We start from the raw sequence: 25,595 nt of genomic DNA, 5'->3' as shown, positions 1-25,595 counted from the left end.
GCCTTCTGAGACGAATCGGCTGGGTGTCGGGGGAGCTTTCGGGGGGAAGGTTCATGGAACTGTTGGGATCTGTCGCATGTTTGGGAACAAGCGCACGAATTGCCTCAACTCGGTGCGCCGCGGGCGAGCTTAGTCCGACCGGATCATCGCCGTGTCATATTCGGCAAGCACCTGAAATCACCCTGCCGACGGGAGTACGCTCGGCTTATTTACACGCTGTGCTATTATTCGAACGCGTTCGGTAACGGCGCTTGGGCGTGCGAAGGTGACCCACCGTAATGAGTGAAGGGGCCGCGGAAGCAGCCCCTTCACAGCACCTCGCACCCGCGAGGCGGCGGATCAGCCCACCGACGAGTAGGCGACCACACCCCGCAGCAACTGATCGACAGCCTTACGCGCGGCCTTGGCCACGGTCGAGCCCTCCGCGGAAGCGGCCGCGGAGATCTGGCCGAGGACGTCGATCACCTGCTTGCACCACCGCACGAAGTCCCCCGCCGGCATGTCCGCCTCGCGCAGCACCTCGTCGAGCCCCATGCCCGAGGCCCACATGTACGCGGCCCAGGCGAAGCCGAGGTCCGGTTCCCGCTGTCCGACGCCCTCGGTCTGGTTGATCCGGAACTCCTCCTCCAGACCGTCCAGCCGGCCCCAGATCCGCACCATCTCGCCGAGGGCGGCCTTCGCCCTGCCCGAGGGCAGCTTGGGTGCCATCGCGTCGTCGCCGACCCGGGCCTCGTACACCAACGCCGAGACGCAGGCGGCGAGTTCCGCCGGGCCGAGCCCTTCCCAGACGCCCTCGCGCAGGCACTCGCTGGCCAGCAGGTCGAGTTCGCCGTACAGCCGGGCGAGCCGCTTGCCGTGCTCGGTGACCTCGTCACCGCGCAGATAGTCCAGCTCGGTCAGCAGGGCCACGATCCGGTCGAAGGTCCGCGCGATGGTGTTCGTACGGCCCTCGATCCGGCGTTCCAGCTGCGAGGTGTCGCGCAGCAGCCGGTGGTAGCGCTCGGCCCAACGGGCGTGGTCCTCCCGGTCGTCGCAGCCATGGCAGGGATGGGCGCGGATCGCGGTCCGCAGCCGGGCGATCTCACGGTCGTCGGCGGCCTGCGAGCGCTTCTTGCGGGTCCGCTCCGGCGGGATGTGCCCGGCCTTGGTGCGCAGCGCGGAGGCCAGGTCGCGGCGGGACTGCGGCGAGCGCGGGTTGAAGGACTTCGGGATCCGCATCCGGTCCAGCGGCTCGACCGGCACCGGGAAGTCCATCGACGCCAGCCGCTTGACCTGCCGCTCGGCGGTCAGCACCAGCGGGCGCGGCCCGTCGTAGTGATCGTAGCCGCGGTGGCCGTTGGAACGGCCGGCGGGCAGACCGGGGTCCAGCACCAGGGCCAGACCGGCGTACTTGCCCGTGGGGACGTGGATGACGTCGCCCGGCTTGAGCCGCTCCAGGGCCACGGCCGCCTCGGCGCGCCGCTGGTTGGCGCCCTGCCGGGCCAGCTCGGTCTCCCGGTCCTTCAGCTCGCGGCGCAGCCGCGCGTACTCCTCGAAGTCGCCGAGGTGGCAGGTCATGGACGCCTTGTAGCCGGCCAGGCCCTCCTCGTTGCGCTGGACCTGGCGGGAGATCCCGACGACCGACTTGTCGGCCTGGAACTGTGCGAAGGAGGTCTCCAGCAGCTCGCGCGAACGGTGCCGGCCGAACTGCTCGACCAGGTTGACCGCCATGTTGTACGACGGCTTGAAGCTGGAGCGCAGCGGGTACGTACGCGTGCCCGCGAGACCGGCGAGGTGCTCGGGGCTCATGCCGCGCTGCCACAGCACGACCGCGTGCCCCTCGATGTCGATGCCCCGGCGGCCGGCGCGGCCCGTCAGCTGGGTGTACTCGCCCGGTGTGATGTCGGCGTGCTGCTCGCCGTTCCACTTGACGAGCTTCTCCAGCACCACCGAGCGGGCGGGCATGTTGATGCCGAGGGCGAGGGTCTCGGTCGCGAACACCGCCTTGACCAGGCCACGGACGAACAGCTCCTCGACGACCTCCTTGAAGGTCGGCAGCATGCCCGCGTGATGGGCGGCGATGCCCCGCTCCAGGCCCTCCAGCCATTCGTAGTAGCCGAGGACGTGCAGGTCCTCGGGCGCGATGTGGGAGGTGCGCTCCTCGACCAGGGCGCGGACCTGTTCCCGCGCCTCCTCGTCGTTGAGCCTCAGGCCCGCGTACAGGCACTGCTGGACGGCGGCCTCGCAGGCGGCGCGGCTGAAGATGAACGTGATGGCCGGGAGCAGGCCCTCGGAGTCCAGGCGCTCGATGACCTCCGGCCGGCCCGGCGTCCACACCCGCGAGCGCTGTCTGCGCTCGCGCTCCCGGTCGGCCTCGCGCATCGCCCGGCCGCGCCTGCGGTCCTGGTACGACGGTCTCGTCGCCTCCATGCGGGCCAGGCGCACCAGGTCGGGGTTGACGGCCTTCCTGTGGCCCTCGCCCTCCTCGAACAGGTCGTACATCCTCCGGCCGGCCAGCACGTGCTGGAACAGCGGCACGGGCCGGTGCTCGGCGACGATCACCTCGGTGTCACCGCGCACGGTGTCCAGCCAGTCACCGAACTCCTCGGCGTTGGAGACGGTCGCCGACAGCGACACCAGGGTCACCGACTCGGGCAGGTGGATGATCACCTCTTCCCAGACGGCGCCGCGGAAGCGGTCGGAGAGGTAGTGCACCTCGTCCATGACCACATAGCCGAGGCCCAGCAGGGTCTGGGAGCCGGCGTAGAGCATGTTCCGCAGGACCTCGGTGGTCATCACGACCACCGGGGCCTCGGAGTTCACGCTGTTGTCGCCGGTGAGCAGGCCGACCTTCTCGGTGCCGTAGCGACGGCACAGGTCGGCGTACTTCTGGTTCGACAGCGCCTTGATGGGTGTCGTGTAGAAGCACTTCTTGCCCTGTCCGAGGGCGAGGTGGACGGCGAACTCGCCCACGATCGTCTTGCCCGAGCCGGTGGGGGCGGCCACCAGTACGCCCTTGCCCGCCTCAAGTGCCTCGCAGGCCTCGATCTGGAAGGGGTCGAGGCCGAAGTCGTACATCTCGCGGAAGGACGCGAGCGCGGTGGCCTGCTCGGCTGCCCGCCTGCGGGCTGCCGCGTACCGCTCGGCCGGTGAGAGGTCCTCTGTCATCGTGCTTTCGAGCGTACCGGGCGCCACTGACAACAGGACGATCATTATCCGGAAGTGGGCTGATCGACAGGGACGGACCCGCACAGACCGATGCCCCCGCCTGCGGGGCGGGGGCATCGGGGTGCGACTCGGTGCGGCGCGGGCTCAGGTCACGTCGTCGTAGCCGTTGACCCGGTCCGTGCCGGGCAGTTCGGGAGCGGCGCTCGCGGTCACCGACTCCACCTCGCCGATCTCCTCGGGGGTGAGGTCCAGCTCGGACGCCTCGTCGTCCCCGGGGCCCCCGGCCTCGCGGCGGGCCCGGCGCCGGTCGTTGAGCAGCGCGATGGCCACGGCGATGAAGTAGAGCCCCCAGATCGGCGCCGCCAGCGCCAGCATCGTCATCGGGTCGGGGCTGGGCGTGGCCACGGCCGCGAAGACGGTGATGCCGACGACCATGCCGCGCCACCAGCCCAGCATGCGCCGCCCGGACAGAACGCCGGTGAGGTTGAGCATGACCAGCAGCAGCGGCATCTCGAAAGCGAGACCGAAGACGACGATCATGCGGGTGACCAGGTCCAGCAGGTCATCCAGCGGCAGCAGGTTCTCCGCACCGCTCGGCGTCAGGTCGATCATCACCCGCGCCGTGGTGGGCAGCACGTGGAACGCGAGGTAGCCGCCGCCGAGGAAGAGCGGGAAGCCGAAACCGACGAACGCGTAGGCGTACTTCTTCTCGTGACGGTGCAGGCCCGGCGCGACGAACGCCCACAGCTGGTAGAGCCAGACCGGCGACGCGAGCACGACACCGGCCATCAGGGCGACCTTCAGGGCCAGGGTGAACGGCGCCAGCAGACCGCTGACCGTGATGTGCGCGCAGTGGACGTTCTTGGCCTTGGCCAGCTCACCGAACGACTGGTGACAGCCGATCTCGTCGAGCACCGGCCGGGTGATGAAGTTGACGATGTCCCTGTAGAAGAACGCCGCCACGATCGTGACGACCAGGATCGCCAGGACACCCTTCGCGAGCCGGTTGCGCAGCTCACGCAAGTGATCCGCGAGCGGCATCCGCCCCTCGGGATCCCTCTCCTTCTTGCGGGCAGACTTGAGCAACCCACATCCTCATCTCGTGCAGCGGGCCGGATAGCCCCGGCCCTCGCGTCAGCGCTGGGTCGTGTCCGTCGGCTCGTTGACCGGGCGGGAGCTGGTCACGTCGCCGGGGGCGGCCTGGATCGTGCGCTGAGCAGGAGCGGGCTCCTCGGCGGACTGGGCGGTACCGGCGGCGGCCGGCTTGCCGTCGTCCTTCATCGCCTTCGCCTCGCTCTTGAGGATGCGAGCGGACTTGCCGAGCGAGCGCGCCATGTCCGGGAGCTTCTTGGAACCGAACACCAGCAGGATCACCAGAACGAGGAGCAGCAGGTGCCACGGCTCAAGCCCGTTGCGGAACATAAATCTTCACCTTCTCACCGAGGCGGGGCGGCGGGTCTTGTCCGACAGGTCGGACAAGTGTCTGACCATCGTGCTGGCAGCGATCGTAACGCCCTGGGGTGAACGGTGGACAATCCCCGTGCGTACTCCTGCTCTGCGGACCGCGCCTCGTTCTCCGGGCCGCGACCAGCAGCGTACCTGGCCGGGTGGGCGGCGTGACAGGGCGAAGTGACCCAAAGCGCATGACGTAACGCAATCACAGCGTTTCCACGGCATGGGCCGCGCTCACCGCAGCCCGCTCCAGGTCTTCCGCCGCCCTGTTGATCCGGCGCGCGGAGTCCGCGACCTGCTGACCGAGGCGCCGCGCCTCCAGGAAGACCCGGACGGCGAGCACCCCCAGCACAGCGAGACCCAGGAAACCCAGCGCTACCGCGAACATCGGCCAGAACATGACGTCGAGACTAGACGGTGGTGTGCAGCCTGAGCGTGCGGACCCCGCCGCCGGTGAGCAGCTCGACGATGCGTTCCCCCGCGGGCTTGCGGACGGCGACGCCGCACTCGGGGCAGGTAAAGGAGTAGAACGTCGTCCGGCTGGTGGCGCCGATGGCGAGGCGCAGCGCGCTCGCGGCGAGCTCGAAGCGGCCCCGGCAGTCCGGGCAGCCCGCCTTGAACACCACGGGGGCCACTCTTCTCATCCCGGCGAAGGCGGCCGCCACCGTCATCTCACCCACACCGGACACCGGAGACTCGCTCACAGGTCTCGCTCCTTCTCGTGGTCGTTCGCACCCACGCTCCGCTGGACAGGCCGCTGCGCCGCCCTTCGTCCGCGGCGCCGTCGGGGCCGGCCGCGCCCGCGTGGCGGCAGCCGCATGCCGGCACAGCCCCGCGCCCCCTCGGGGCACGGGCCACGCCGCCGCACGGCGCCCGGCGGCTCACTCCGGCTGCGCCGTGTCGTACGCCGCGAGCGCCTCCGCTGCCGCTCTCCGGGCGCTCTCGGCCAGCTCCGGCGGGGAGACGATCCGGCCGTCGCGGCCGAGCCGCAGCGCCAGCCGACGCAGCGAGGCCGGATCGGGGGTCCGCAGAGTGATACGCAGCCCGCCGTCGGGGAGCTCATCGGCGCTGTCGTGCGGGTAGTACTCGGCCACCCAGCGGCCGCCCGGGCCGACCTCGACGACCACCTCGGGGTCCTCGGCGGCCGGCTGCACCAGGGCCTCGGACAGGTCCCGCAGCTCGATCTCGGGCGGTGCGGACGGCTCGTCCAGGATGCGGATCTCCGCGACCCGGTCCAGCCGGAAGGTGCGCCGGGCCTCGGAGCGGCGGCACCAGGCCTCCACATAGGTGTGGCCGACACTGACCAGGCGGATGGGGTCGATCTCCCGCTCGGTGACCTCGTCGCGGGCCGGGGAGTAGTAGCGGATCCACAGCCGGCGGCGCTCGGAGATCGCCCGGTCGACGTCGGCGAAGACCCCGCCCTCGGACTCGAAGGTCACCGACAGCCGGGCACTCGCGCCGGCGGCCTCACCCGCGGCGGCCTCCACCTTGGCGGTGGCCCGCAGCAGGGCCTGCCGGTCGCCCTCGCGCAGACCCGGCAGGGTCGCCACCGCACGGGCGGCCACCAGCAGGGCCGTGGCCTCGTCGGCGGCGAGCCGCAGCGGCTCGGCCGCCTCCTCGCCGAGCGCGGCCGGATTGTGCCACCAGATGCGCTCGCCGTCGGTGTCGATGTCCAGCAGATCGCCGCCGCGGAAGCTGGTGCCGCACATGGGCAGCAGATCGAGATCGGCGACCAGCTCGTCCTCGGTGATACCGAAGGCGCGCGCCACGTCCGCGATCCGCGCGCCGGGACGCTCCCGGAGGTAGGTCACCAGGGAGAGCATCCGCCGGGTCTGGTCGATGGCGTTCACGGGCCTGACCAGTTTGCCTGCCACAGTCCTGCTCCCCCTCAGCCCTTCGCCACGGCACGCAGCCGGTCCACCACGTCCGCACGCAGCTCGGCCGGCTCCAGGACCACCACGTCCGGCCCGAACTCCACCAGCCAGGCGTCCAGGCCGTGCCCGTACGGAATCTCCAACTCGTCCCAGCCGTCACCGAGTTCCCGCACCCCGGTGGCCTTCGCCCGAAGGGGGTAACCGGCGCCGGAACGCAGCCGGATCAGGGCCGTACGGTCGGCGATCTCGCCCGCCCAGCCGGCCACGGTCTCCCGGACGGTGACGACATCGGGCACGGGAGCGGTGAAGCCCGTACCGCGCGAGCGGACCTTGCCGGTGATCCGCGAGAGCCGGAAGACGCGCTCGGCACCCCGGTCCCGGTCGAAACCGGCCAGATACCAGTGCCCGCGCCAGCACTCCAGCGCCCACGGCTCCACATGCCGGGGCTCGGGGCGGGCGGCGGAGGCCTTGCGGTAGTCGAAGAGGACCGGGCGGCGGTCCCGGCAGGCCAGCATCAGCGGCTCGAAGGCGGCCTCGTGCACCGGGATACGGGGCTCCAGCGCGCCGTGCGCCTCGTACGGGTCGACGCCCTCGGGCAGGCCCGCGGCGCGCAGCTTCTGCAGGGCACCGCTGGCGGCGCCGGCGAGGCGGGCCTGCTGCCACACCTTCGCGGCCAGCCCGAGCGCCGCGGCCTCCTCGGCGTCCAGGGTGATAGGCGGCAGGCGGTTGCTGTCCCGGCGGGCGAGATAGCCGACCTCGCCGTCCAGGTTCTCCACCGTCTCGATGACCAGGCCCAGCTCGCGCAGGTCGTCCTTGTCCCGCTCGAACATCCGGTTGAAGGAGTCGTCGGATCCTGCTTCGAGGTAGGCCTCGATCGACTCGCGCAGCTCGCGCTTGCTGAGCGGCCGACGGGTGCCGAGCAGACACAGCGCGAGGTTCATCAGCCGCTCGGCCTTGGCAATGGCCATCGACGCCTTTCGCCTTTCCTATGGTGCTTCCGAGCGATGACCGTACCGCTCCGCCGTGCGGTGGCAAAGCCGAGGGCCCATGCCCGAGCAGGCATGGGCCCCAGGTGATCGGATCCGATCGCACCCGGCCGGTCGGCCGGGAGCGGACGGGCGTGGATCAGACCGGCATCAGACGCCGAGCAGGTCCACCACGAAGATCAGGGTCTCGCCCGGCTTGATCGCAGGGGTCGGGCTCTGGTTGCCGTAGGCGAGGTGGGCGGGGATCGTCAGCTGGCGGCGGCCGCCGACCTTCATGCCCTGGACGCCCTGGTCCCAGCCCGCGATGACACGGCCGGCACCCAGCGGGAAGCGGAAGGGGGTACCCCGGTTCCAGCTGGCGTCGAACTCCTCGCCCGTGCTGAAGGCGACACCCACATAGTGCACGGTGACGGTCTGACCCGCCTGCGCCACCGCCCCGTCACCCTCCCAGATGTCCTTGATCTCCAGGTCGGCCGGGGGCTCGCCGCCCGGGAAGTCGATCTCGGGCTTCTCGATGCTCACGTCAAAAGCTCCTGCTTGTGTACGACACGAAACACGGACAGTCTTTCATCTCCGCACCACCCGCCGCCCGCCACGGACACCCCGGCTACAGCGCCGCGAGGATGTCCACCGTGAACACCAGCGTCGCGCCCTTCTTGACGACACCACCGCTCGGCGGGGTGTTGCCGTAACCCAGCTCCGGCGGCACCACGACCAGCACCCGGCTGCCCACCTTCTTGCCGGTCAGCCCCTGCGCCAGGCCCTTGACCGCCTGCTGCAACTGCTCCAGCGAGAACTGGGCGAGCCGGCCCGAGCCGTATGTCTGCTGGAAGGTTTTGCCACTGTCCCAGACCAGCCCCTGGAACTGGCACAGCACCGCCTGGTTCGCCTTCAGCTCGGGACCGTCGCCCTCCAGGACATACGTCGAGACCAGCTTCTTCGGCGGGGCCGTCTTCGGAACGGTCACCTTGGGCACCTTGCCGTCCGTGTTGGTGGCCACCTTGGGCAGCGCGGCATCCGTCTGCGCGACCGGCTTGCCTTTGACCGAGCTCTTCGAGTTGAAGGAATCGATCAGATCGATGACGAACACCAGCGTGTCCGTCCCCTTGATGCCCGCCCGCGGGTCACCCGACTTGCCGTATCCCCAGGTGGGCGGCACCGCGATCTGGACCCGGCTGCCGACCTTCTTGCCCGCCAGGGCATACCGCCAGCCGTCGATGACCTCGCCCTGGACCAGCTGCAGCAGCAGCGGCCGCTTCTTGTCGTAGGAGTTGTCGAAGACCCTGCCCGTGTCCCAGATCTGCCCCAGGTAGTCCGCGCGGACGAAGTCGAACTCCGCGATCGTCTGGCCGCTGCCCGCGATCACCGTCTTCACCGCCAGGTTCTTCGACGGCTCACCCGGCCCCTTGGCCACGGTCGGCTTCTCCCCGAACTTCGTGCCCGCCGTGATCGCCGGCAGCGGCCCCTCCACGATCTTCGGCGGTGGCGGCGCGGACGCTGACGGCGAGGCACTCGCCTTGCTCGATTCGGACTTTCCGTCACCGCAACCGGCAACAGTGACCAGTCCTGCGGGAACGGCAGCGAGGAGGAGGGAGCGTCGGCGCACGGAAGAGCCTCGTAATCGGTCGGTCCTGTGATGGCGTGCGCGCAACTCTACGGCGAGAGAAGGGCGCCGTACGGGAAACGTACGGCGCCCGTGTGGCGTTCCGGCACGGCACACCCGAAACGCTCGGCTCACCCGCTTTCCGCTACATTCCGGCGATCAGCTTCTCCACCCGGTCGTCCACCGAACGGAACGGGTCCTTGCACAACACGGTGCGCTGCGCCTGGTCGTTGAGCTTGAGATGCACCCAGTCGACCGTGAAGTCCCTGCGCTGTTCCTGCGCCCGCCGGATGAAGTCACCGCGCAACCGCGCACGAGTGGTCTGCGGCGGAACCGACTTGCCCTCGAAGATCTTCAAGTCGTTGCAGACCCGGGCCGCCTGACCCTTCTTCTCCAGCAGGTAGTACAGGCCACGACGACGGTGGATGTCGTGGTAGGCGAGGTCTATCTGGGCGACCCGCGGATGCGACATCGTCATGTTGTGCTTCGCCCGGTACCGCTCGATGAGCTTGTACTTCATCACCCAGTCGATCTCGGTGGCGATCCGGTCGAGTTCCTCGCTCTCGATCGCGTCCAGCGTACGGCCCCACAGCTCCAGCACCTGCGCGACCGTCCCCGTGCGGATACTGCGGCGGTCGCAGAAGTCCACGGCCTTGTCGAAGTACTCCCGCTGCACCTCCAGCGCCGACGCCTCCCGGCCACTGGCCAGACGCACCTTGCGGCGGCCGGTGATGTCATGGCTGACCTCGCGGATCGCCCGGATCGGGTTCTCCAGGGTCAGATCACGCATCACGGTGCCCGCCTCGATCATGCGCAGCACCAGGTCCGTGGCACCGACCTTCAGCAGCATCGTCGTCTCGGACATGTTCGAGTCACCGACGATGACATGCAGCCGGCGGTACCGCTCGGCGTCCGCGTGCGGCTCGTCACGCGTGTTGATGATGGGCCTCGAACGGGTCGTCGCCGAGGACACACCCTCCCAGATGTGCTCCGCGCGCTGGCTGACGCAGTACACCGCACCGCGCGGCGTCTGCAGCACCTTCCCCGCCCCGCACAGCAGCTGCCGTGTCACCAGGAACGGAATGAGGATGTCCGCGAGTCGCGAGAACTCCCCGTGCCGCGCCACCAGATAGTTCTCGTGACAGCCGTAGGAGTTGCCCGCCGAGTCCGTGTTGTTCTTGAACAGGTAGACGTCGCCCGCGATTCCCTCCTCGTGCAGGCGTCGTTCCGCGTCCACCAGGAGTCCTTCGAGAATGCGCTCGCCGGCCTTGTCGTGGGTGACCAGTTCGATCACGTTGTCACATTCGGGTGTCGCGTATTCCGGATGTGAGCCCACGTCGAGATACAGCCGGGCACCGTTTCGCAGAAAGACATTGCTGCTGCGGCCCCATGACACGACACGGCGGAAGAGGTACCGCGCCACCTCGTCAGGAGACAGGCGCCGCTGTCCCCTGAACGTGCACGTGACGCCGTACTCGTTCTCCAGCCCGAAAATGCGGCGGTCCATGACTGAACATTACGCCCGATCCCCTGAGCTGAAACGGGGTTCGACAGCACGATTTGGATCAGTTTCCGATGAAGACGCAACAACCCCGCCCCGCGCGGGAGCTGCGAGGACCCGCCCCGTACCGAGCAACACCAGCAACGACACCGCCCCCGCCGCACCCGGAACCGCGAAACCCCACACCGTGCCACCGGCCTGGACCACCGGCCCCGCCACCCCCGTCCCCACCGAGGCACCCACCGTGAACGTCGTCACAAGCCAGGAGAAAGCCTCGGTGACCGTCCCCCTCGGCGCATGCCGGTCCACGATGATGAACGCACACGCGATACACGGCGCCAGGAACACCCCCGACACCACCGTCAGCAGCACCATCGCCACCGCACCCGGCGTCACCGTCAACGGCAGATAACACACCGCCAGAAGCGCCACGAGCACCCGCAGTCGCCGCTCGGGCACCCCGGCCCACTGACGCGCCCCGTACACGGTCCCACCGACCAGCGCCCCCAGACCGAGCCCCGCCATCATCCAGCCGTACACCGCGTCACCGCCATGACCGTCCGCGTACGACACCGACGCCACCGTGATCGAACCCAGCGCCATACCGACGAACAGGAACGCACCGAGCAGCGCCAGCAGCCCCGGCGAGCGCAGCGCGCCCAGCCAGTGCGCCTCACGCGGAGCCGACCGCCACGCACGCGAAGGCGGCGACACCACCACCGACAGCGCCCCCAGCACCCCCAGAAGACTCAGCACCAGCAGAGCGGCACGCTCATCCCACAGCGACACGCACAGCGTCACCAGCAGCGGCCCGACGGTGAACATGACCTCCTGCGCGATCGCGTCCATGGCGTACGCCGTGTGCACCTGCTCCTCGCCACGCAGCACCGAGGGCCACAAGGCCCGCAGTCCCCCTTCCAGCGGCGGGGTGAACAGACCGGCCGCCGCCACCGCCGCATACGCGAGCGGCAGCGGATCCGTACCGCAGAACGCGAAGAGCGTCATCGACAGCGCCGCCAGCACAGCCGCCGGCAACTGGACCCGCGGCTGGCCGTACAGATCGACCAGCCGCCCCAGCACCGGCTGCCCCACGGCGTTCGCCACCCCGTAGACCGCCGCGAGGACGCCCGCCAGGCTGTACGTGCCGCCCTCGGCGCGCACGAACAGCACCAGCGCGATCGCCGCCGTCGCATTGGGCAACCGGCCCACCAGCGTGCCGGTGAGCAGCCGCAGGGCGTGCCTCGCCCGGAGTATCTCCAGATATCCCGTGGCCATGTGCTGCCCTCCAGCGACTCGACCGGGACGCCGCGACGCCCCTACGTTTTACGTATAACCCCTTCGTCCATACGTACCATGAGCGCTGTTCACACGTCCAGACGAAAGAGGCAGACCCACGGTGGCACGCAGCAGCACGCGCCCGACCAGCCGGGACGTCGCCCAGGCGGCCGGAGTCTCCCAAGCCGCCGTCTCCCTCGTACTCGGCGACAAATGGCGCGGCCGCGTCTCCGAAACCACCGCCGAACGCGTCCGCGAAGCCGCACGCGACCTCGGCTACCGCCCCAACCTCGCCGCCCGCAACCTCCGCCTCGGCCACACCCGCACCGTCCTGCTCGTCGTCCCCGCCCTCACCACCGAATTCTTCGCCGGCGTCTACACCGGCGCCGCACGAGTCGCCGCCGAAAACGGCTTCGGCGTCGTCCTCTACCCCTCCCCCGAAGGCATCGGCCCCGCCCGCGACCCCTTCGCCTCCTCCCAGGCCGCCCTGGACGGCGTCATCGCCTCCTCCATGGCCGCCGACGCCCTCACCGCCATCCGCGGCGACCAACTCCCCCTCGTCATGCTCGACAGCGACCCCCGAGGCAGCCTCGGCGCCGCGACGGTGAACCTGGACATCGCCGACGGCATCCGCCAGGTCGCCGAGCACCTGCTCGGCCTCGGCCACCGCCGCATCCTGCACCTCGCCGCCGACGTACCCTCCTGGACCTTCGAGGTACGCGCACGGGAACTGGCAGCCCGCATGGCGGCCCTACCGGGCACCGACGTACGCACCGCCCGGTCCCCCATCTCCATCGAAGGCGCCCTGGCCGCCACCGAGACCGCGCTCACCGCGCCCGGCCCCCGGCCCACCGCCGTCGTCTGCGACGACGACAAACTCGCCGCCGGCGCCTACAAAGCCCTCCGCCGCCTCGGCCTGCGCATCCCCGACGACATCTCCGTCACCGGCGTCGACGACCTCGGCCTCGCCACCGCCATCGACCCCGAACTCACCACGGTACGACTCGACGCCGAACTGTTCGGGGAACGCGGCATGCGCGCCCTCCTCGCCGTCCTGGAAGGCCACGAACCACAGCGCGGAGACATCCCCGTCCACCTGGTCGTCCGAGGCTCCACAGCCCCGCCAGGGGCCGCGTGAAAACCACGCGCCCCGGCCACCACAGGCGGCCGGAGCACACAGCAGCAGGCGAGCCCGCGGGCTCGCGGGTCACTCCTCCTCGGAGCCGTCCTCCTCGGCACTCTCCGCCTCGGTGGCCGCACCCTCCGCCGCCAGCAGACGAGACAGCTGACGGCCCACAATCCGCTTGAACTTCCGCTTCTGCGGACGCGTACGATCCAGCACCGCCACCTCCAGACGCTCCGCGGGAATCTCCCGCTCGCTGCCGTTGGTGTCACGGGACAGAGCCTGCACCGCCAGCTTCAGCGCCTCGGCCAGGCTCATCCCGTCACGGTGCCGCTGATCAAGGAAACTGCTGATCTGCTCGGCGTTACCGCCCACCGCGACCGAACCGTGCTCGTCCACGATCGAACCGTCATGCGGCAACCGGTAGATCTGGTCACCCTCGGGGGTCTCCCCCACCTCCGCCACGACCAGCTCCACCTCATACGGCTTCTCGGCCGCCGAAGAGAAGATCGTGCCCAGCGTCTGGGCGTAGACGTTGGCCAGACCGCGCGCCGTCACGTCGTCCCGGTCGTAGGTGTAACCACGGAGGTCGGCATAGCGCACACCGCCGATCCGCAGGTTCTCGTACTCGTTGTACTTACCGGCGGCAGCGAAACCGATCCGGTCATAGATCTCGCTGAACTTGTGCAGCGCCCGGGACGGGTTCTCACCGACGAACACGATGCCGTCGGCGTACTGCATGACCACCAGACTGCGGCCACGGGCGATGCCCTTCCGGGCGTACTCCGCCCGGTCGGCCATGGCCTGCTGAGGTGAGACATAGAACGGCGTCGACACCGGTTATCCGTCCCTTTCTGTCATGGTCACTGGATCACCTTGATAAGAAACCGGGGCCCGCACTCAGAGCAGCGCGGCCTTGGGGCCGTCGGGCTCCTCCAGGCGCCGCTGGAGCACCGCACGGGACAGCTCGGACGACTCGTCCTCGGTGAGCCGGCGGAAACCGTCCTCGGTGATCACGGTGATGATCGGGTAGATCCGGCGGGCGACATCGGGACCACCGGTCGCCGAGTCGTCGTCAGCCGCGTCGTACAGAGCCTGCACCACCAGCGTGGTCGCCTGCTCCTCGGTCAGGTCGGCACGGAACAGCTTCTTCATCGCACCACGCGCGAAGAGCGAGCCGGAACCCGTCGCCGCGAAGTTGTGCTCCTCGCTGCGCCCGCCCGTGACGTCGTAGGAGAAGATCCGCCCCTTCTCCCGGTCCAGGTCGTACCCGGCGAAGAGCGGCACGACCGCCAGGCCCTGCATGGCCATGCCCAGGTTGGACCGGATCATCGTCGACAGCCGGTTCGCCTTGCCCTCCAGCGACAGCTGGGCGCCCTCGACCTTCTCGAAGTGCTCCAGCTCCAGCTGGAAGAGCTTGACCATCTCCACGGCCAGACCGGCGGTGCCGGCGATACCCACGGCGGAGTACTCGTCCGCCGGGAACACCTTCTCGATGTCCCGCTGAGCGATCACATTGCCCATGGTGGCGCGACGGTCACCGGCGAGCACGACGCCCCCGGGGAAGGTGACGGCCACGATGGTCGTCCCGTGCGGCGCCTCGATCACCCCCTGGGTGGGCGGCAGCTGCCGGTTGCCGGGCAGCAGCTCGGGCTGGTGCTCGGAGAGGAAGTCCATGAAGGAGGAGGACCCTGGCGTCAGGAAGGCAGCTGGTAGACGCCCGGTGCTACGAGTGTTGGCTTCCACGCGTTTCCTTCCACGTATGCAGCAGCCCGCCTTATGACCTCGGGCTGATCCTTGAACTGCCCCAGTGCGGCGTTGCAGCTGAAGCACAGTACGCCACGGACCCTACCCGTCTCATGGCAGTGATCCACATGTGCGGGCGGAGCCGCAAGACATATGCAGCAGGCGCCGCCTTGGGAGGCGACCAGCGCGTCGCGTTCGGCTTTGGTGAGGCCGTACGTGCGCCCCAGATGGTCCTCTCGTCCGAGTGCAGCGCGACATGCCTTGCAGCGCGTCGACAACCCATCGGAAGCGGTCGCGTTGCGATGCCATTCGCTGTGCGGCTTCACCTGGCCACAGCTCCGACAGAGCTTGTGCCCACCCGGGACATCCACCTTCTCCCGGACCGGCTTCCCCATGGCTTCCCGGCGGCGCCGGTAGTGCGCGGCACTGTACTCGGCCACGCACTCCCGGCAGTACACCTGAAGGCCGTCACGTCGATTCCTGTCGCGCGCGAAGGCGGCAAGAGGCAGCTCCCGCCCGCATTTCCCGCATTCCTTCGCGTTCGGTTCCCCTGCCACTTAGTCCCCCAGCGACCTTCACTTCGAAGGCTCCAGGACGGATTTGCCTTTACTCGCCGCCTTTTTGCACGAACGAGCGCACGAAATCCTCGGCGTTCTCCTCGAGTACGTCATCGATTTCGTCCAGCACGGAGTCCACATCGTCCGACAGCTTCTCGTGCCGTTCCTTGAGGTCCTCCGAAGCCTGCGCGTCCTGCGCCTGCTCCTCGACCTCCTCGGTGGACCGCGTCGCCTTCTGCTGGCCGCCGCCGGTGTCCTTGGTTGCCATAACCCTCACCCCGCTCAGTTCGCCTGCCGATCGGTGATGATCAGACCCTACAAGCCGGGTCCGACATCGGCCCCGCAGTTTCCACAACGTGCGGGGGCCACCTCGATGATTCCCGGGCGGGGGGATTTCCACCCTGTTCCGCCCGGGTCGGGGCCGAGTACCCCCCTGGCCCGCTCAGCCGCCCGACAGGACCCTGACCAGGTCTTCCGCCGTGCGGCAGCGGTCCAGCAGCTCCTTGACGTGATTTCGCGTTCCGCGTAGCGGTTCCAGGGTTGGGACGCGCTGCAACGAGTCCCGGCCGGGGAGGTCGAAGATGACCGAATCCCAGCTGGCCGCGGCCACGTCGTCGGCGTACTGCTCCAGGCACCGTCCGCGGAAGTACGCACGGGTGTCCTCCGGCGGCTTCGTACGGGCCCTGTCGACCTCGGACTCGGCCAGCAGGCGCTTCATGCGTCCGCGGGCCACGAGGCGGTTGTAGAGGCCCTTCTCGGCGCGTACGTCGGCGTACTGGAGGTCGACGAGGTGGAGGCGCGCGGCGTCCCAGTCGAGGCTGTCGCGGCGGCGGTAGCCCTCCATCAGCTCGCGTTTGGCGACCCAGTCCAGCTCGCCGGCCAGGCTCATGGGGTCGTTCTCCAGCCGGGTGAGGGTGTCCTCCCAGCGGGTCAGGATGTCCTTGGTCTGTTCGTCGGCGTCGGCGCCGTAGCGCTCCTCGACGTACTTGCGGGAGAGCTCGTAGTACTCCATCTGCAGCTGGACCGCGGTCAGCGTCCTGCCGCTACGGAGCGTGATCATGCGCTTGAGCGACGGGTCGTGGGAGACCTGGTGCAGCGTGCGTACGGGCTGGTCGACGGCCAGGTCGACCGCGATGAAGCCGTCCTCGATCATGGCCAGGACCAGTGAGGTCGTGCCCAGCTTGAGGTAGGTCGAGATCTCGGAGAGGTTGGCGTCGCCGATGATCACGTGGAGGCGGCGGTATTTTTCCGCGTCGGCGTGCGGCTCGTCCCTCGTGTTGATGATCGGGCGCTTCAGTGTCGTCTCCAGGCCGACCTCGACTTCGAAGTAGTCGGCGCGCTGGCTGAGCTGGAAGCCGTGTTCGTGGCCGTCCTGGCCGATGCCGACGCGGCCGGCGCCGGCGAAGACCTGGCGGGAGACGAAGAAGGGGGTGAGGTGGCGCACGATGTCCGAGAAGGGGGTTTCCCGCTTCATCAGGTAGTTCTCGTGCGTGCCGTAGCTGGCGCCCTTGTTGTCGGTGTTGTTCTTGTAGAGGTGGATGGGCTGGGCGCCGGGGAGCTGGGCCGCCCGCTCCGCCGCTTCCGCCATGATCCGCTCGCCGGCCTTGTCCCACAGGACGGCGTCGCGCGGGTTGGTGACCTCCGGGGCGCTGTATTCCGGGTGGGCGTGGTCGACGTAGAGCCGTGCGCCGTTGGTGAGGATGACGTTGGCGAGGCCGATGTCCTCGTCGGTGAGCTGGCTTGCGTCGGCGGCCTCCCGGGCGAGGTCGAAGCCTCGCGCGTCTCGCAGCGGGTTTTCCTCCTCGAAGTCCCAGCGGGCCCGGCGGGCCCGGTGCATCGCCGCCGCGTAGGCGTTGACGATCTGGGATGAGGTGAGCATGGCATTGGCGTTGGGGTGGCCGGGGACGGAGATCCCGTACTCCGTCTCGATGCCCATTACTCGCCGTACGGTCATGCGGCCCTCCTTGCCCGGCGGCACCCTCGGTCGTGGGCGCCGCTCACGTACCGCTGGCGCTCCGGTGCGTGTGCGGTGCCCGTCCCCGCACTGCGCGACTCGGCGGTAGGAACGAGCCTAGAACGCCTTTGCGCTGGTGGGGAGATCATTTGCGTCATTGCCTGCTCCGGTCGTGGCCAGAAAAACAGTCGGCTGCGGGTACCCGGTGAGGGCACCCGCAGCCGCCCTGCCGTTACAGGTACTGACCGGTGTTCGCCACCGTGTCGATGGAGCGTCCGGTGTCCGCGCCCTGCTTTCCGGTGATGAGGGTGCGGATGTAGACGATCCGCTCGCCCTTCTTTCCGGAGATGCGGGCCCAGTCGTCGGGGTTGGTGGTGTTGGGCAGGTCTTCGTTCTCCTTGAACTCGTCCACGCAGGCCTGGAGGAGGTGGGAGACGCGGAGGCCCTTCTGGTTCTTTTCGAGGAAGTCCTTGATCGCCATCTTCTTGGCGCGTCCGACGATGTTCTCGATCATGGCGCCGGAGTTGAAGTCCTTGAAGTAGAGGACTTCCTTGTCGCCGTTGGCGTAGGTGACTTCCAGGAAGCGGTTCTCCTCGGATTCGGCGTACATCTGCTCGACCGCCGTCTGGATCATGCTCTGGACGGTGGTGGCCTTGTCCCCGCCGTGTTCACCGAGGTCGTCGGCGTGCAGCGGGAGGCGTTCGGTGAGGTATTTGCCGAAGATGTCCTTGGCGGCTTCGGCGTCGGGGCGCTCGATCTTGATTTTCACGTCGAGGCGGCCGGGGCGCAGGATGGCGGGGTCGATCATGTCCTCGCGGTTGGAGGCGCCGATGACGACCACGTTCTGCAGGCCTTCCACACCGTCGATCTCGGCGAGCAGCTGGGGGACGATGGTGTTCTCCACGTCGGAGCTGACGCCGGAGCCGCGGGTGCGGAAGAGGGATTCCATCTCGTCGAAGAAGACGATGACGGGGGTGCCCTCGCTGGCCTTTTCGCGGGCTCGCTGGAAGACGAGGCGGATTTGCCGTTCGGTCTCGCCGACGTACTTGTTGAGGAGCTCGGGGCCCTTGATGTTGAGGAAGAAGCTCTTGCCGGCGGCCTGGCCGGTGACCTCGGCGACCTTTTTGGCCAGCGAGTTCGCGACGGCCTTGGCGATGAGTGTCTTTCCGCAGCCGGGGGGGCCGTAGAGCAGGACGCCCTTGGGCGGGCGGAGCTCGTGCTCCTTGAAGAGGTCGGGGTAGAGGTAGGGCAGCTCGACGGCGTCCCGGATGGCTTCGATCTGGTTGCCGAGGCCGCCGATCTGTTCGTAGCCGATGTCGGGGACTTCTTCGAGGACGAGTTCTTCGACCTCGCTCTTGGGGACGACCTCGTAGACGTAGCCGGAGCGGGGTTCGAGCAGGAGGGCGTCGCCGGCGCGGATGGTGACGTCCAGCAGCGGCTCGGCGAGCCGTACCACCCGTTCCTCGTCGGTGTGGCCCAGTACGAGGGCGCGTTCGCCGTCCTCAAGGATTTCCTTGAGGGTGACGATGTCGCCGACGCGCTCGAACTCCATGGCTTCGACCACGTTGAGCGCTTCGTTGAGCATGACTTCCTGGCCGCGCCTGAGGTCGTCGAGGTCGACGCTGGGGCTGACGTTCACGCGGAGCTTTCGGCCTCCGGTGAAGATGTCCGCGGTGCCGTCCTCGTTGGCCTGCAGGAAGACGCCGAAGCCGGCGGGCGGCTGGGCGAGCCGGTCGACCTCTTCCTTGAGGGCCACGATTTGATCGCGGGCCTCGCGGAGGGTGTTGGCCAGCCGTTCGTTCTGGGCGGACACGCCGGCCAGGTTGGTCTGCAGCTCGACGATCCGCTCTTCGAGAATCCTCGTGTGTCGCGGAGAGTCGGCGAGCTTGCGTCGCAGGACGGCGATCTCCTGCTCAAGGTAGGCGATCTGCCCGGCCGGGTCGTCGGACCCTCGTCCCGGGCGGATGCCGCGGTTCATGTCGTCGTCGTGGGCTGCCACGGTCCTCACCTCCTCCAAGGGGAGCTGGACGCTTCCAGACCCTACCTGGGTGGGTGTCGATTGAAACCCCTAGATCACCAAGACTGTCAAGGTGTGTCGTCGGTCACCCGGTGCGCTCTCCCTCGCACGGAGGGGATACCCACTCAACGTGATGGGGAAGCAGCTTGTTCCGGGCATTGCGTGGTCAAAACCCTTCAGGACTGGCTGGAGTTGTCCGGTCGGGCCGGTGGGGCCTGTGCGCGGGCAGCACTCGGTGCGCTCGTACGATCGTTACGCAGAGCGACGGTTCGGGCGGGCGGTGTCACGGCCGGCTCGGCTTGATGTGGTGGGTGCCGGGACGGGGACGCCGTTGTTCTGGTCGGGCGCTGGTACCCGAGGGGGCGGGGGTGGAAACCCGTGGCGGTGGAGCGCGGGTGGAAGGCGGGCGGAGGTAGGGTCGGGGGTGTTCAACAGCCGCTGGTGCGGACCCGGCTGGCCCGTGCGGTGCCGGTTCCGTCCGGCGCATCGACGGCAGGAGAGGTGACCGTGCAGCAGGAGGCCCCGGGCGGGGAGGCGCTGGAGGTCTGGATCGATCAGGATCTGTGTACCGGTGACGGGATCTGCGCCCAGTACGCCCCTGAGGTGTTCGAGCTGGACATCGACGGGCTGGCCTATGTGAAGGGCGCGGACGAGGAGCTGTTGCAGGCTGCGGGGGCGACGGTGCCCGTGCCGTTGCCGCTGCTGGCGGATGTGGTGGATTCGGCGAGGGAGTGTCCCGGCGAGTGCATTCATGTGCGCCGGGTCGCGGACGGGGTCGAGGTGTACGGGCCCGACGCGGAGTGAGTCCCGGCCGGGCCCGGTGTCAGACGCTGTGGGCGTCGGCGGGGGTGGAGCGGATGAACGTGCTGCCGTTCCAGTGCCATGTGACCGGGGTCTTGAGGTCGGGGCAGCAGTTGGGGACGGCGTCGGAGGAGTAGCCGAGGAGGGTGGCGCCGACCGTCCGTGCGTGGAGGGAGAGGTCGGTGACGGTGAGCCGGTTCCCGGGGTCGACGAGGGTGGCGACGATGCGTGGTGTGCCGTTGCCGGTGGAGCGGGTGAGGACGTAGACGCCGTCGGGTGGGGTGCCCATGGCGGAGTCGCAGTGGACGACGGCGACGGTTTCCGGTGTGCCGTCGCCGTCGAGGTCTCCGGTGGCTTTCTTGGCGACCACGGCTTTGACGGGTCCGCACTGGAGCGGGAAGTCCACGCCGGTGGTGCTGGGCGGTGCGACGGCGGTGGTGGCGGATTTGGTGTGTGTGCCGGTGGCGGGCTGGGCGGCCGTGGCCGATCCGGGCTGTACGACGGAGGAGAGGGCCACGACGCCGGCGACTGCTGTGGCGGTGGCGACCCAGTGGATGGGCCGGGTGTGGGTGTGGGCGAGCTCCGGAACGGCGGATTGCTGCACTAGGAGTGTCTCCTGTGAGGGGGGCTGTGCCGGTGGGGTGGCCAGCATGGTGCCACACGTCACAGTGCGGGGGAACGGCGGGGTCCGGGGTTCCCGCAGGCGGGGGGCTCGCGGGCGGGGGGTGTTGGAGCCGTCGGGGGTGTGCGGTGTCCTGGTGTGGTGTCAACGTGCGGGCGCCGTGCCCGGGTTCCCGTGTGTGCGGGGGAACTCGGGCACGGCGCCCGTGCGTTGTGCTCTGTGTGGTGTGTGCGGTGGCGGGCCGGTCAGCGGCCGGTGCCGCCGTCGGCGTTGGGTCCGGCGTAGTCCTCGCCGTAGGCGCCCTTGGCGGGGCGGCGGCGGCGCATGGGGGGCTCGACTCCGTCGGCGAGGCGGCGGGCGGTGAGCAGGAAGCCGGTGTGGCCGATCATGCGGTGGTCGGGGCGGACGGCCAGGCCCTCGATGTGCCAGTTGCGGATCATGGTTTCCCAGGCGGTCGGCTCGTTGAAGCAGCCGATCTCGCGGATGGATTCCACGGTCCGGGCGAGCTGGGTGGTGGTGGCCACGTAGCAGCACAGGATGCCGCCGGGGACGAGCGCCTTGGAGACGGCCTCCAGGCATTCCCAGGGGGCGAGCATGTCGAGGATGACGCGGTCGACGTCGGTGTCGGACAGGTTGTCCTGGAGGTCGCCGACGGTGAGCTGCCAGGCGGGGTGCGGGCCGCCGAAGTAGCGCTCGACGTTCTGCTTGGCGATCTCGGCGAAGTCCTCGCGGCGCTCGTAGGAGTGCAGCATGCCCTGGTCGCCGATGGCGCGCAGCAGGAAGCTGCTGAGGGAGCCGGAGCCGACGCCGGCTTCGACGACGCGTGCGCCGGGGAAGATGTCGGCGAAGGCGAGGATCTGCCCCGCGTCCTTGGGGTAGACGACGGCTGCCCCGCGGGGCATGGACAGGACGTAGTCGGGGAGCAGGGGGCGCAGCGCGAGGTAGGCGACGTTGCCGGTGGTGCGGACAACGCTGCCCTCGGGAGCGCCGATCAGTTCGTCGTGCGGGAAGGAGCCCTTGTGGGTGTGGAAGTTCTTCCCGGCTTCGAGCGTGAACGTGTAGTGGCGGCCCTTGGGGTCGGTCAGCTGTACCTGGTCCCCGACCTTGAAGGGCCCGCGCCTGCGGGCGGCACCGGTCGGTTCGGACATGTGACCAGACTACCGGCAGCTGCGGGGGGCGCCGACCACTAGTGCCTGTCTGACAATTCCCGTCTGCCGCGCGACGCCATGCACGCTCCCCCGCTGCCTCAAGGGCGCGGGAGGTGCCCCCACTCGCCGCACCGGCCCCAGACCCAAGTACGTCCAGTACGAGGGTCTGGGGCCGGCACTCCCCCAGCCTTCGGCCGGGGGGACCCCCAGAGCACGCACCTGACGCCGCGCGGCCGCCCTTCGGGCGACGACGCGAATTGTCAGACAGGCCCTAGGCGGGCGGGCGGGCCATGGCCTTGACGAAGGCGCGTTCGACGTCTGCTGCGGACAGGACGCCGTAGATCTCGCCGGTTTCCTCGATGACGAGGTATTCGGTGGCGGGGGTGGCGCGCAGGACGTCGAGGAGTTCTTCTCCGGCGAGCTCGGCGGAGACGCGCATGCCGTCGGTCAGGTCCTGGGCGAGGCCGCTGACGGGGACCCAGGGGCGGCGGTGTTCGGGTACGCCGACGATGGCGGACTCGCGGACCAGGGAGAGGGGGTTGCCGTGGGCGTCGACGACGACGAGGGCGCGGGCTCCGGCGGCGTTGGCGCGGCGCAGGGCTTCGGAGAGCGGGGTGTCGGTCTGGACGGGCACGGCGCGCCGGGTGAGGGTGCGGGCGCGCAGGTCGGGGAGGTGTTCGCGCAGGCGGGCCATGCGCAGGCTGTTGCCGGCGCCGGTCCAGATGATCGCGGCGAGGATGGCGGCGAGCAGGGCGTCGGTGACGGTGTCCATGCCGCTCGTGTCGGTGCTGTCGCCGCCGAGGGCGCCGGACTGGTTGAGCAGGGGCAGGCCGATGAGAACGGCGACGGCGAGGGCGCGGCCGACCCAGGCGGCGGCGATGGTGCCGCTCATGGGTTTGCCGGTGATCTTCCAGACGACGGCGCGGAGCATGCGGCCGCCGTCGAGGGGCAGGCCGGGGAGGAGGTTGAAGATCGCCACGATGAGGTTGGAGATCATCAGGCCGGCCAGCAGGACGCCGGTGACGGTGCCGGGGTCGACGGGTTTCATGGCGAGGTAGAACAGTCCGGCGAGGACCAGGGAGAGCAGGGGGCCGACGAAGGCGAGGACGAATTCCCGGCCGGGGGTCTCGGCCTCTTTCTCGATTTCGGAGACGCCGCCGAAGAACTGCAGCTGGATGCGGCGGACCGGGAGCTTGAAGCGGATCGCGGCGACCGTGTGGGCCAGTTCGTGGACCAGGACGGACGCGTAGAAGGCGACGGCGAAGAACAGGGAGACCAGGTAGCGGGCGGCGCCCAGTTCGGGCAGGACGCGGTCGAGCTGGCCGCCGAAGACCCAGGTGATCAGGGCGGCGACGAGGAACCAGCTCGGCGCGACGTACACCGGCACGCCGAACGGCCGGCCCATGAGGATGCCCCCTCCGGGTTCCCTGGGGCGTGGCTGCGGCGGTTCGCCCTTGGCGATGCCGGAGGGGGCGGGCGACCTGTGCTCGGGCTCGGCACCGCCGCTGGTTGCGTCGGCGTCCGCGTCGGCGGTCCCGTCGCCGGTGTTCTCGGTGCCGGGCTCGGCGGCTGGGGGTGCCGGGGGTTCTCGGCGCTCCGGGCCGGCGGGGCGGGTGGGGCCGGTGGCCGGGGCCGTTGGACCCGCGGGGTGCTCGGCCGGCTCGTCGTTGCCGGACCCCGGTTGCCCGCTCCCGCCGCTCACGTCCACGGTGTCCCCTCGTTCGAAGCGTCTTCCGCACCTGCCGGACGGAAGGGTCTCCGGTCGATGGTATGCGGCCGTGGGGGCGTGTTCCGCCCCGGCTACCCGTTGTGTTCGCCGCGTGATCGCGCGGCCGGGCCGGGCGGCGGCTGGGTGACTGTCAGTGGCGGGCCGTAAGGTCTGTGGGCATGGACAGCAGCATCGAGGACGCGGGAGCCCTGCCGGACCGCGCCGAGCAGACGGATCCGGGCGAGGCACCGGCGACGGCGCCCCTGTCGGCTCCCGTGCCGGTGCCGAGCCCGTCGACGGCTGTGGAGGCGACCGGGGCGCCACCTCGCTCCGCGGACGCGTCCTCCGCTTCGGAGGCGTCCCCGGTGGTCGCGGAATGCCCCGGTTCCGAGGCGTCCTCGGCCTTGGAGGCGTCCCCCGAGTCCGGTGTGGTGCCCGTGGGGGCGGTCGCCGCCGGAGCTGGTGGTGAGCGTGTCGCCATGGCGCCCACGTCCCTGTCGCCTTCCCGGGCCGGCGATTTCATGCAGTGTCCGCTGTTGTACCGGTTCCGGGTGATCGACCGGCTGCCGGAGAAGCCGAGCGCGGCGGCGACGCGGGGCACGCTGGTGCACGCGGTGCTGGAGCGGCTGTTCGACGCGCCGGCGGCGGAGCGGACCGCGCCGCGGGCCAAGGCGCTGATCCCGGGTCAGTGGGACCGGCTGCGGGAGAGCAGGCCGGAGGTCACGGAGCTGTTCGCCGACGACCCGGAGGGGGAGCGGCTGGCCGGGTGGCTGGCGGAGGCCGAGCGGCTGGTCGAGCGCTGGTTCACGCTGGAGGATCCGACGCGTCTGGAGCCGGCCGAGCGGGAGTTGTTCGTGGAGACCGAGCTGGAGTCGGGGCTGCGGCTGCGCGGGATCATCGACCGGGTGGATGTGGCGCCGACGGGTGAGGTGCGGATCGTCGACTACAAGACGGGGAAGGCGCCGAGGCCGGAGTACTCGGAGGGGGCGCTGTTCCAGATGAAGTTCTACGCCCTGGTGGTGTGGCGGTTGAAGCGGGTCGTGCCGCGCCGGCTCCAGCTGGTCTATCTCGGCAGCGGGGATGTGCTGACCTACGACCCGGTCCTCGCCGATCTGGAGCGGGTCGAGCGCAAGCTGCACGCGTTGTGGGACGCCATCAGACAGGCCACGGAGACCGGGGAGTGGCGGCCGCGGCCGACGAAGTTGTGCGGCTGGTGCGACCATCAGGCGCACTGCCCGGAGTTCGGGGGCACTCCGCCGCCGTATCCGCTGCCGGTGCGGGCGCCCGAGTCCGGGACGGTGTGAGGCGGAGAGGCCGGGCAGGGCAGAATGGGCCGTGACTAGCGAAGGAGTGTCACGTGGCCATCCGTGTCCTACTTGTCGACGACCAGCCCCTGCTGCGTACGGGTTTCCGGATGATCCTGGAGGCCGAGCAGGACATCGCGGTCGTGGGCGAGGCCGGTGACGGCCTGCAGGCCCTCGATCAGGTGCGGGCTCTGCAGCCGGACGTCGTGCTGATGGACATCCGTATGCCGCGGATGGACGGGGTGGAGGCGACCCGGCAGATCACCGGGCCGGGCCGGGACGGTCCGGCGAAGGTGCTGGTGCTGACGACGTTCGATCTGGACGAGTATGTGGTGGAGGCGCTGCGGGCCGGGGCCAGCGGCTTTCTGCTGAAGGACGCGCCGGCCGACGAGCTGGTGCAGGCGATCCGGGTGGTCGCGGCCGGTGAGGCGATGCTGGCGCCGAGCATCACGCGCCGGCTGCTGGACAAGTACGCCACGCACCTGCCCTCCGGTGAGGAGCCGGTACCGGACACGCTGAACACGCTCACCGACCGTGAGGTGGAGGTGCTGAAGCTGGTGGCGCGCGGCCTGTCGAACGCGGAGATCGCGGCCGACCTGTTCGTCAGTGAGACGACGGTGAAGACGCATGTGGGGCATGTGCTGACCAAGTTGGGTCTGCGGGACCGGGTGCAGGCGGCGGTGTACGCGTACGAGAGCGGGCTGGTGCGTCCCGGCGCGCAGTAGGCGGACGGTTCGGTGACGACGCCGAAGGGCGCCCTTCCCGCGGGGAGAAGGG

The 25,595-nt window shown here is 69.6% G+C and carries 24 protein-coding genes; 4 read left to right on the top strand and 20 right to left on the bottom strand.

Annotation, left to right across the window (positions count from 1 at the left end):
• Window positions 1-339 precede the first annotated feature (339 nt).
• The 11 genes from ABT171_RS12455 to ABT171_RS12405 form a co-directional block, all read right to left on the bottom strand.
• Window positions 340-3,192, bottom strand: a complete 2,853-nt coding sequence (locus tag ABT171_RS12455) for a DEAD/DEAH box helicase (RefSeq protein ID WP_351242679.1) — start codon at window positions 3,190-3,192, stop codon at window positions 340-342.
• Between the two features lie 99 nt (window positions 3,193-3,291).
• Window positions 3,292-4,233, bottom strand: a complete 942-nt coding sequence (gene tatC / locus ABT171_RS12450; RefSeq protein ID WP_351242677.1) for a twin-arginine translocase subunit TatC — start codon at window positions 4,231-4,233, stop codon at window positions 3,292-3,294.
• Window positions 4,234-4,281: 48 nt separating this feature from the next.
• Entirely contained in the window at window positions 4,282-4,569 is a 288-nt protein-coding gene (gene tatA, locus ABT171_RS12445) for a Sec-independent protein translocase subunit TatA (RefSeq protein ID WP_351242675.1), read from the bottom strand.
• Window positions 4,570-4,804: 235 nt separating this feature from the next.
• Entirely contained in the window at window positions 4,805-4,999 is a 195-nt protein-coding gene (locus ABT171_RS12440) for a hypothetical protein (protein ID WP_351242673.1), read from the bottom strand.
• 10 nt (window positions 5,000-5,009) lie between these two features.
• The gene (locus ABT171_RS12435; protein WP_351242948.1) at window positions 5,010-5,270 is read right to left on the bottom strand and encodes a hypothetical protein; all 261 of its coding nucleotides are present in this window, start codon (window positions 5,268-5,270) and stop codon (window positions 5,010-5,012) included.
• A gap of 210 nt (window positions 5,271-5,480) precedes the next feature.
• Entirely contained in the window at window positions 5,481-6,473 is a 993-nt protein-coding gene (locus ABT171_RS12430; RefSeq protein ID WP_351242671.1) for a helix-turn-helix transcriptional regulator, read from the bottom strand.
• Window positions 6,474-6,487: 14 nt separating this feature from the next.
• Window positions 6,488-7,441, bottom strand: a complete 954-nt coding sequence (locus ABT171_RS12425) for a helix-turn-helix transcriptional regulator (protein WP_351242669.1) — start codon at window positions 7,439-7,441, stop codon at window positions 6,488-6,490.
• A 168-nt stretch (window positions 7,442-7,609) separates the two neighbouring features.
• Window positions 7,610-7,981 (bottom strand): FKBP-type peptidyl-prolyl cis-trans isomerase, encoded by a 372-nt coding sequence (locus ABT171_RS12420; RefSeq protein ID WP_351242667.1) that lies wholly within the window; start codon window positions 7,979-7,981, stop codon window positions 7,610-7,612.
• Window positions 7,982-8,066: 85 nt separating this feature from the next.
• Window positions 8,067-9,065, bottom strand: a complete 999-nt coding sequence (locus tag ABT171_RS12415) for an FKBP-type peptidyl-prolyl cis-trans isomerase (RefSeq protein WP_351242665.1) — start codon at window positions 9,063-9,065, stop codon at window positions 8,067-8,069.
• Between the two features lie 142 nt (window positions 9,066-9,207).
• Window positions 9,208-10,569 (bottom strand): Pup--protein ligase, encoded by a 1,362-nt coding sequence (pafA, locus tag ABT171_RS12410; protein ID WP_351242663.1) that lies wholly within the window; start codon window positions 10,567-10,569, stop codon window positions 9,208-9,210.
• A gap of 9 nt (window positions 10,570-10,578) precedes the next feature.
• A complete protein-coding gene (locus tag ABT171_RS12405; protein ID WP_351242661.1) occupies window positions 10,579-11,838 on the bottom strand; it encodes an MFS transporter in 1,260 nt (419 codons plus the stop codon).
• A 121-nt stretch (window positions 11,839-11,959) separates the two neighbouring features.
• On the opposite strand from ABT171_RS12405, the gene ABT171_RS12400 reads away from it, so the two are divergent.
• Window positions 11,960-12,976, top strand: coding sequence for a LacI family DNA-binding transcriptional regulator (locus tag ABT171_RS12400; protein WP_351242659.1), 1,017 nt, complete (start codon window positions 11,960-11,962; stop codon window positions 12,974-12,976).
• Between the two features lie 69 nt (window positions 12,977-13,045).
• On the opposite strand, the gene prcA is transcribed toward ABT171_RS12400, so the two are convergent.
• The 6 genes from prcA to arc form a co-directional block, all read right to left on the bottom strand.
• Complete coding sequence (prcA, locus tag ABT171_RS12395) at window positions 13,046-13,798, bottom strand: proteasome subunit alpha (protein WP_351242657.1); 753 nt, start codon at window positions 13,796-13,798, stop codon at window positions 13,046-13,048.
• Between the two features lie 63 nt (window positions 13,799-13,861).
• The gene (gene prcB, locus ABT171_RS12390; protein WP_351242655.1) at window positions 13,862-14,707 is read right to left on the bottom strand and encodes a proteasome subunit beta; all 846 of its coding nucleotides are present in this window, start codon (window positions 14,705-14,707) and stop codon (window positions 13,862-13,864) included.
• Window positions 14,659-15,264, bottom strand: coding sequence for an endonuclease VII domain-containing protein (locus tag ABT171_RS12385; RefSeq protein ID WP_351242653.1), 606 nt, complete (start codon window positions 15,262-15,264; stop codon window positions 14,659-14,661). The genes prcB and ABT171_RS12385 overlap by 49 nt, the downstream gene beginning before the upstream one ends.
• Window positions 15,265-15,313: 49 nt before the next feature.
• Entirely contained in the window at window positions 15,314-15,532 is a 219-nt protein-coding gene (locus tag ABT171_RS12380) for a ubiquitin-like protein Pup (protein ID WP_020939002.1), read from the bottom strand.
• Window positions 15,533-15,706: 174 nt separating this feature from the next.
• Entirely contained in the window at window positions 15,707-17,218 is a 1,512-nt protein-coding gene (gene dop, locus ABT171_RS12375; protein ID WP_351242651.1) for a depupylase/deamidase Dop, read from the bottom strand.
• Window positions 17,219-17,450: 232 nt separating this feature from the next.
• Entirely contained in the window at window positions 17,451-19,217 is a 1,767-nt protein-coding gene (gene arc / locus ABT171_RS12370; RefSeq protein WP_351242649.1) for a proteasome ATPase, read from the bottom strand.
• 519 nt (window positions 19,218-19,736) lie between these two features.
• Between arc and ABT171_RS12365 the strand changes: the two genes are divergently transcribed.
• Window positions 19,737-20,039, top strand: a complete 303-nt coding sequence (locus ABT171_RS12365; protein ID WP_351242647.1) for a ferredoxin — start codon at window positions 19,737-19,739, stop codon at window positions 20,037-20,039.
• 19 nt (window positions 20,040-20,058) lie between these two features.
• Here the strand turns inward: ABT171_RS12365 and ABT171_RS12360 are convergent, their stop codons facing one another.
• From ABT171_RS12360 to ABT171_RS12350, 3 genes are all read right to left on the bottom strand, one after another.
• A complete protein-coding gene (locus ABT171_RS12360; protein ID WP_351242645.1) occupies window positions 20,059-20,640 on the bottom strand; it encodes a hypothetical protein in 582 nt (193 codons plus the stop codon).
• A gap of 263 nt (window positions 20,641-20,903) precedes the next feature.
• On the bottom strand, window positions 20,904-21,806 hold the full coding sequence (locus tag ABT171_RS12355) for a tRNA (adenine-N1)-methyltransferase (RefSeq protein WP_069781830.1): 903 nt from the start codon (window positions 21,804-21,806) through the stop codon (window positions 20,904-20,906).
• A 271-nt stretch (window positions 21,807-22,077) separates the two neighbouring features.
• Window positions 22,078-23,514, bottom strand: coding sequence for a site-2 protease family protein (locus ABT171_RS12350; RefSeq protein WP_351242643.1), 1,437 nt, complete (start codon window positions 23,512-23,514; stop codon window positions 22,078-22,080).
• Window positions 23,515-23,918: 404 nt separating this feature from the next.
• Between ABT171_RS12350 and ABT171_RS12345 the strand changes: the two genes are divergently transcribed.
• Window positions 23,919-24,818 carry a RecB family exonuclease gene (locus tag ABT171_RS12345; RefSeq protein ID WP_503075103.1) on the top strand — a complete coding sequence of 300 codons (900 nt, stop codon included), beginning with the start codon at window positions 23,919-23,921 and terminating at the stop codon, window positions 24,816-24,818.
• 53 nt (window positions 24,819-24,871) lie between these two features.
• The gene (locus tag ABT171_RS12340) at window positions 24,872-25,543 is read left to right on the top strand and encodes a response regulator (RefSeq protein ID WP_351242639.1); all 672 of its coding nucleotides are present in this window, start codon (window positions 24,872-24,874) and stop codon (window positions 25,541-25,543) included.
• Window positions 25,544-25,595: the final 52 nt, after the last annotated feature.

The sequence above is a fragment of the Streptomyces sp. NPDC001851 genome, assembly GCF_040297165.1.
In the GTDB taxonomy this organism is placed as follows: domain Bacteria; phylum Actinomycetota; class Actinomycetes; order Streptomycetales; family Streptomycetaceae; genus Streptomyces.
The sequence above is the reverse complement of the archived record's forward strand: the minus strand, read 5'-3'. Positions and strand labels throughout refer to the sequence as shown.

Coding starts and splice junctions, on each gene's coding strand:
- ABT171_RS12355 (WP_069781830.1), bottom strand. CDS start 21,806: ATGTCCGAACCGACCGGTGCCGCCCGCAGGCGCGGGCCCTTCAAGGTC.
- ABT171_RS12405 (WP_351242661.1), bottom strand. CDS start 11,838: ATGGCCACGGGATATCTGGAGATACTCCGGGCGAGGCACGCCCTGCGG.
- tatA (WP_351242675.1), bottom strand. CDS start 4,569: ATGTTCCGCAACGGGCTTGAGCCGTGGCACCTGCTGCTCCTCGTTCTG.
- ABT171_RS12455 (WP_351242679.1), bottom strand. CDS start 3,192: ATGATCGTCCTGTTGTCAGTGGCGCCCGGTACGCTCGAAAGCACGATG.
- dop (WP_351242651.1), bottom strand. CDS start 17,218: ATGACCGTACGGCGAGTAATGGGCATCGAGACGGAGTACGGGATCTCC.
- ABT171_RS12380 (WP_020939002.1), bottom strand. CDS start 15,532: ATGGCAACCAAGGACACCGGCGGCGGCCAGCAGAAGGCGACGCGGTCC.
- ABT171_RS12435 (WP_351242948.1), bottom strand. CDS start 5,270: ATGACGGTGGCGGCCGCCTTCGCCGGGATGAGAAGAGTGGCCCCCGTG.
- ABT171_RS12425 (WP_351242669.1), bottom strand. CDS start 7,441: ATGGCCATTGCCAAGGCCGAGCGGCTGATGAACCTCGCGCTGTGTCTG.
- pafA (WP_351242663.1), bottom strand. CDS start 10,569: ATGGACCGCCGCATTTTCGGGCTGGAGAACGAGTACGGCGTCACGTGC.
- ABT171_RS12440 (WP_351242673.1), bottom strand. CDS start 4,999: ATGTTCTGGCCGATGTTCGCGGTAGCGCTGGGTTTCCTGGGTCTCGCT.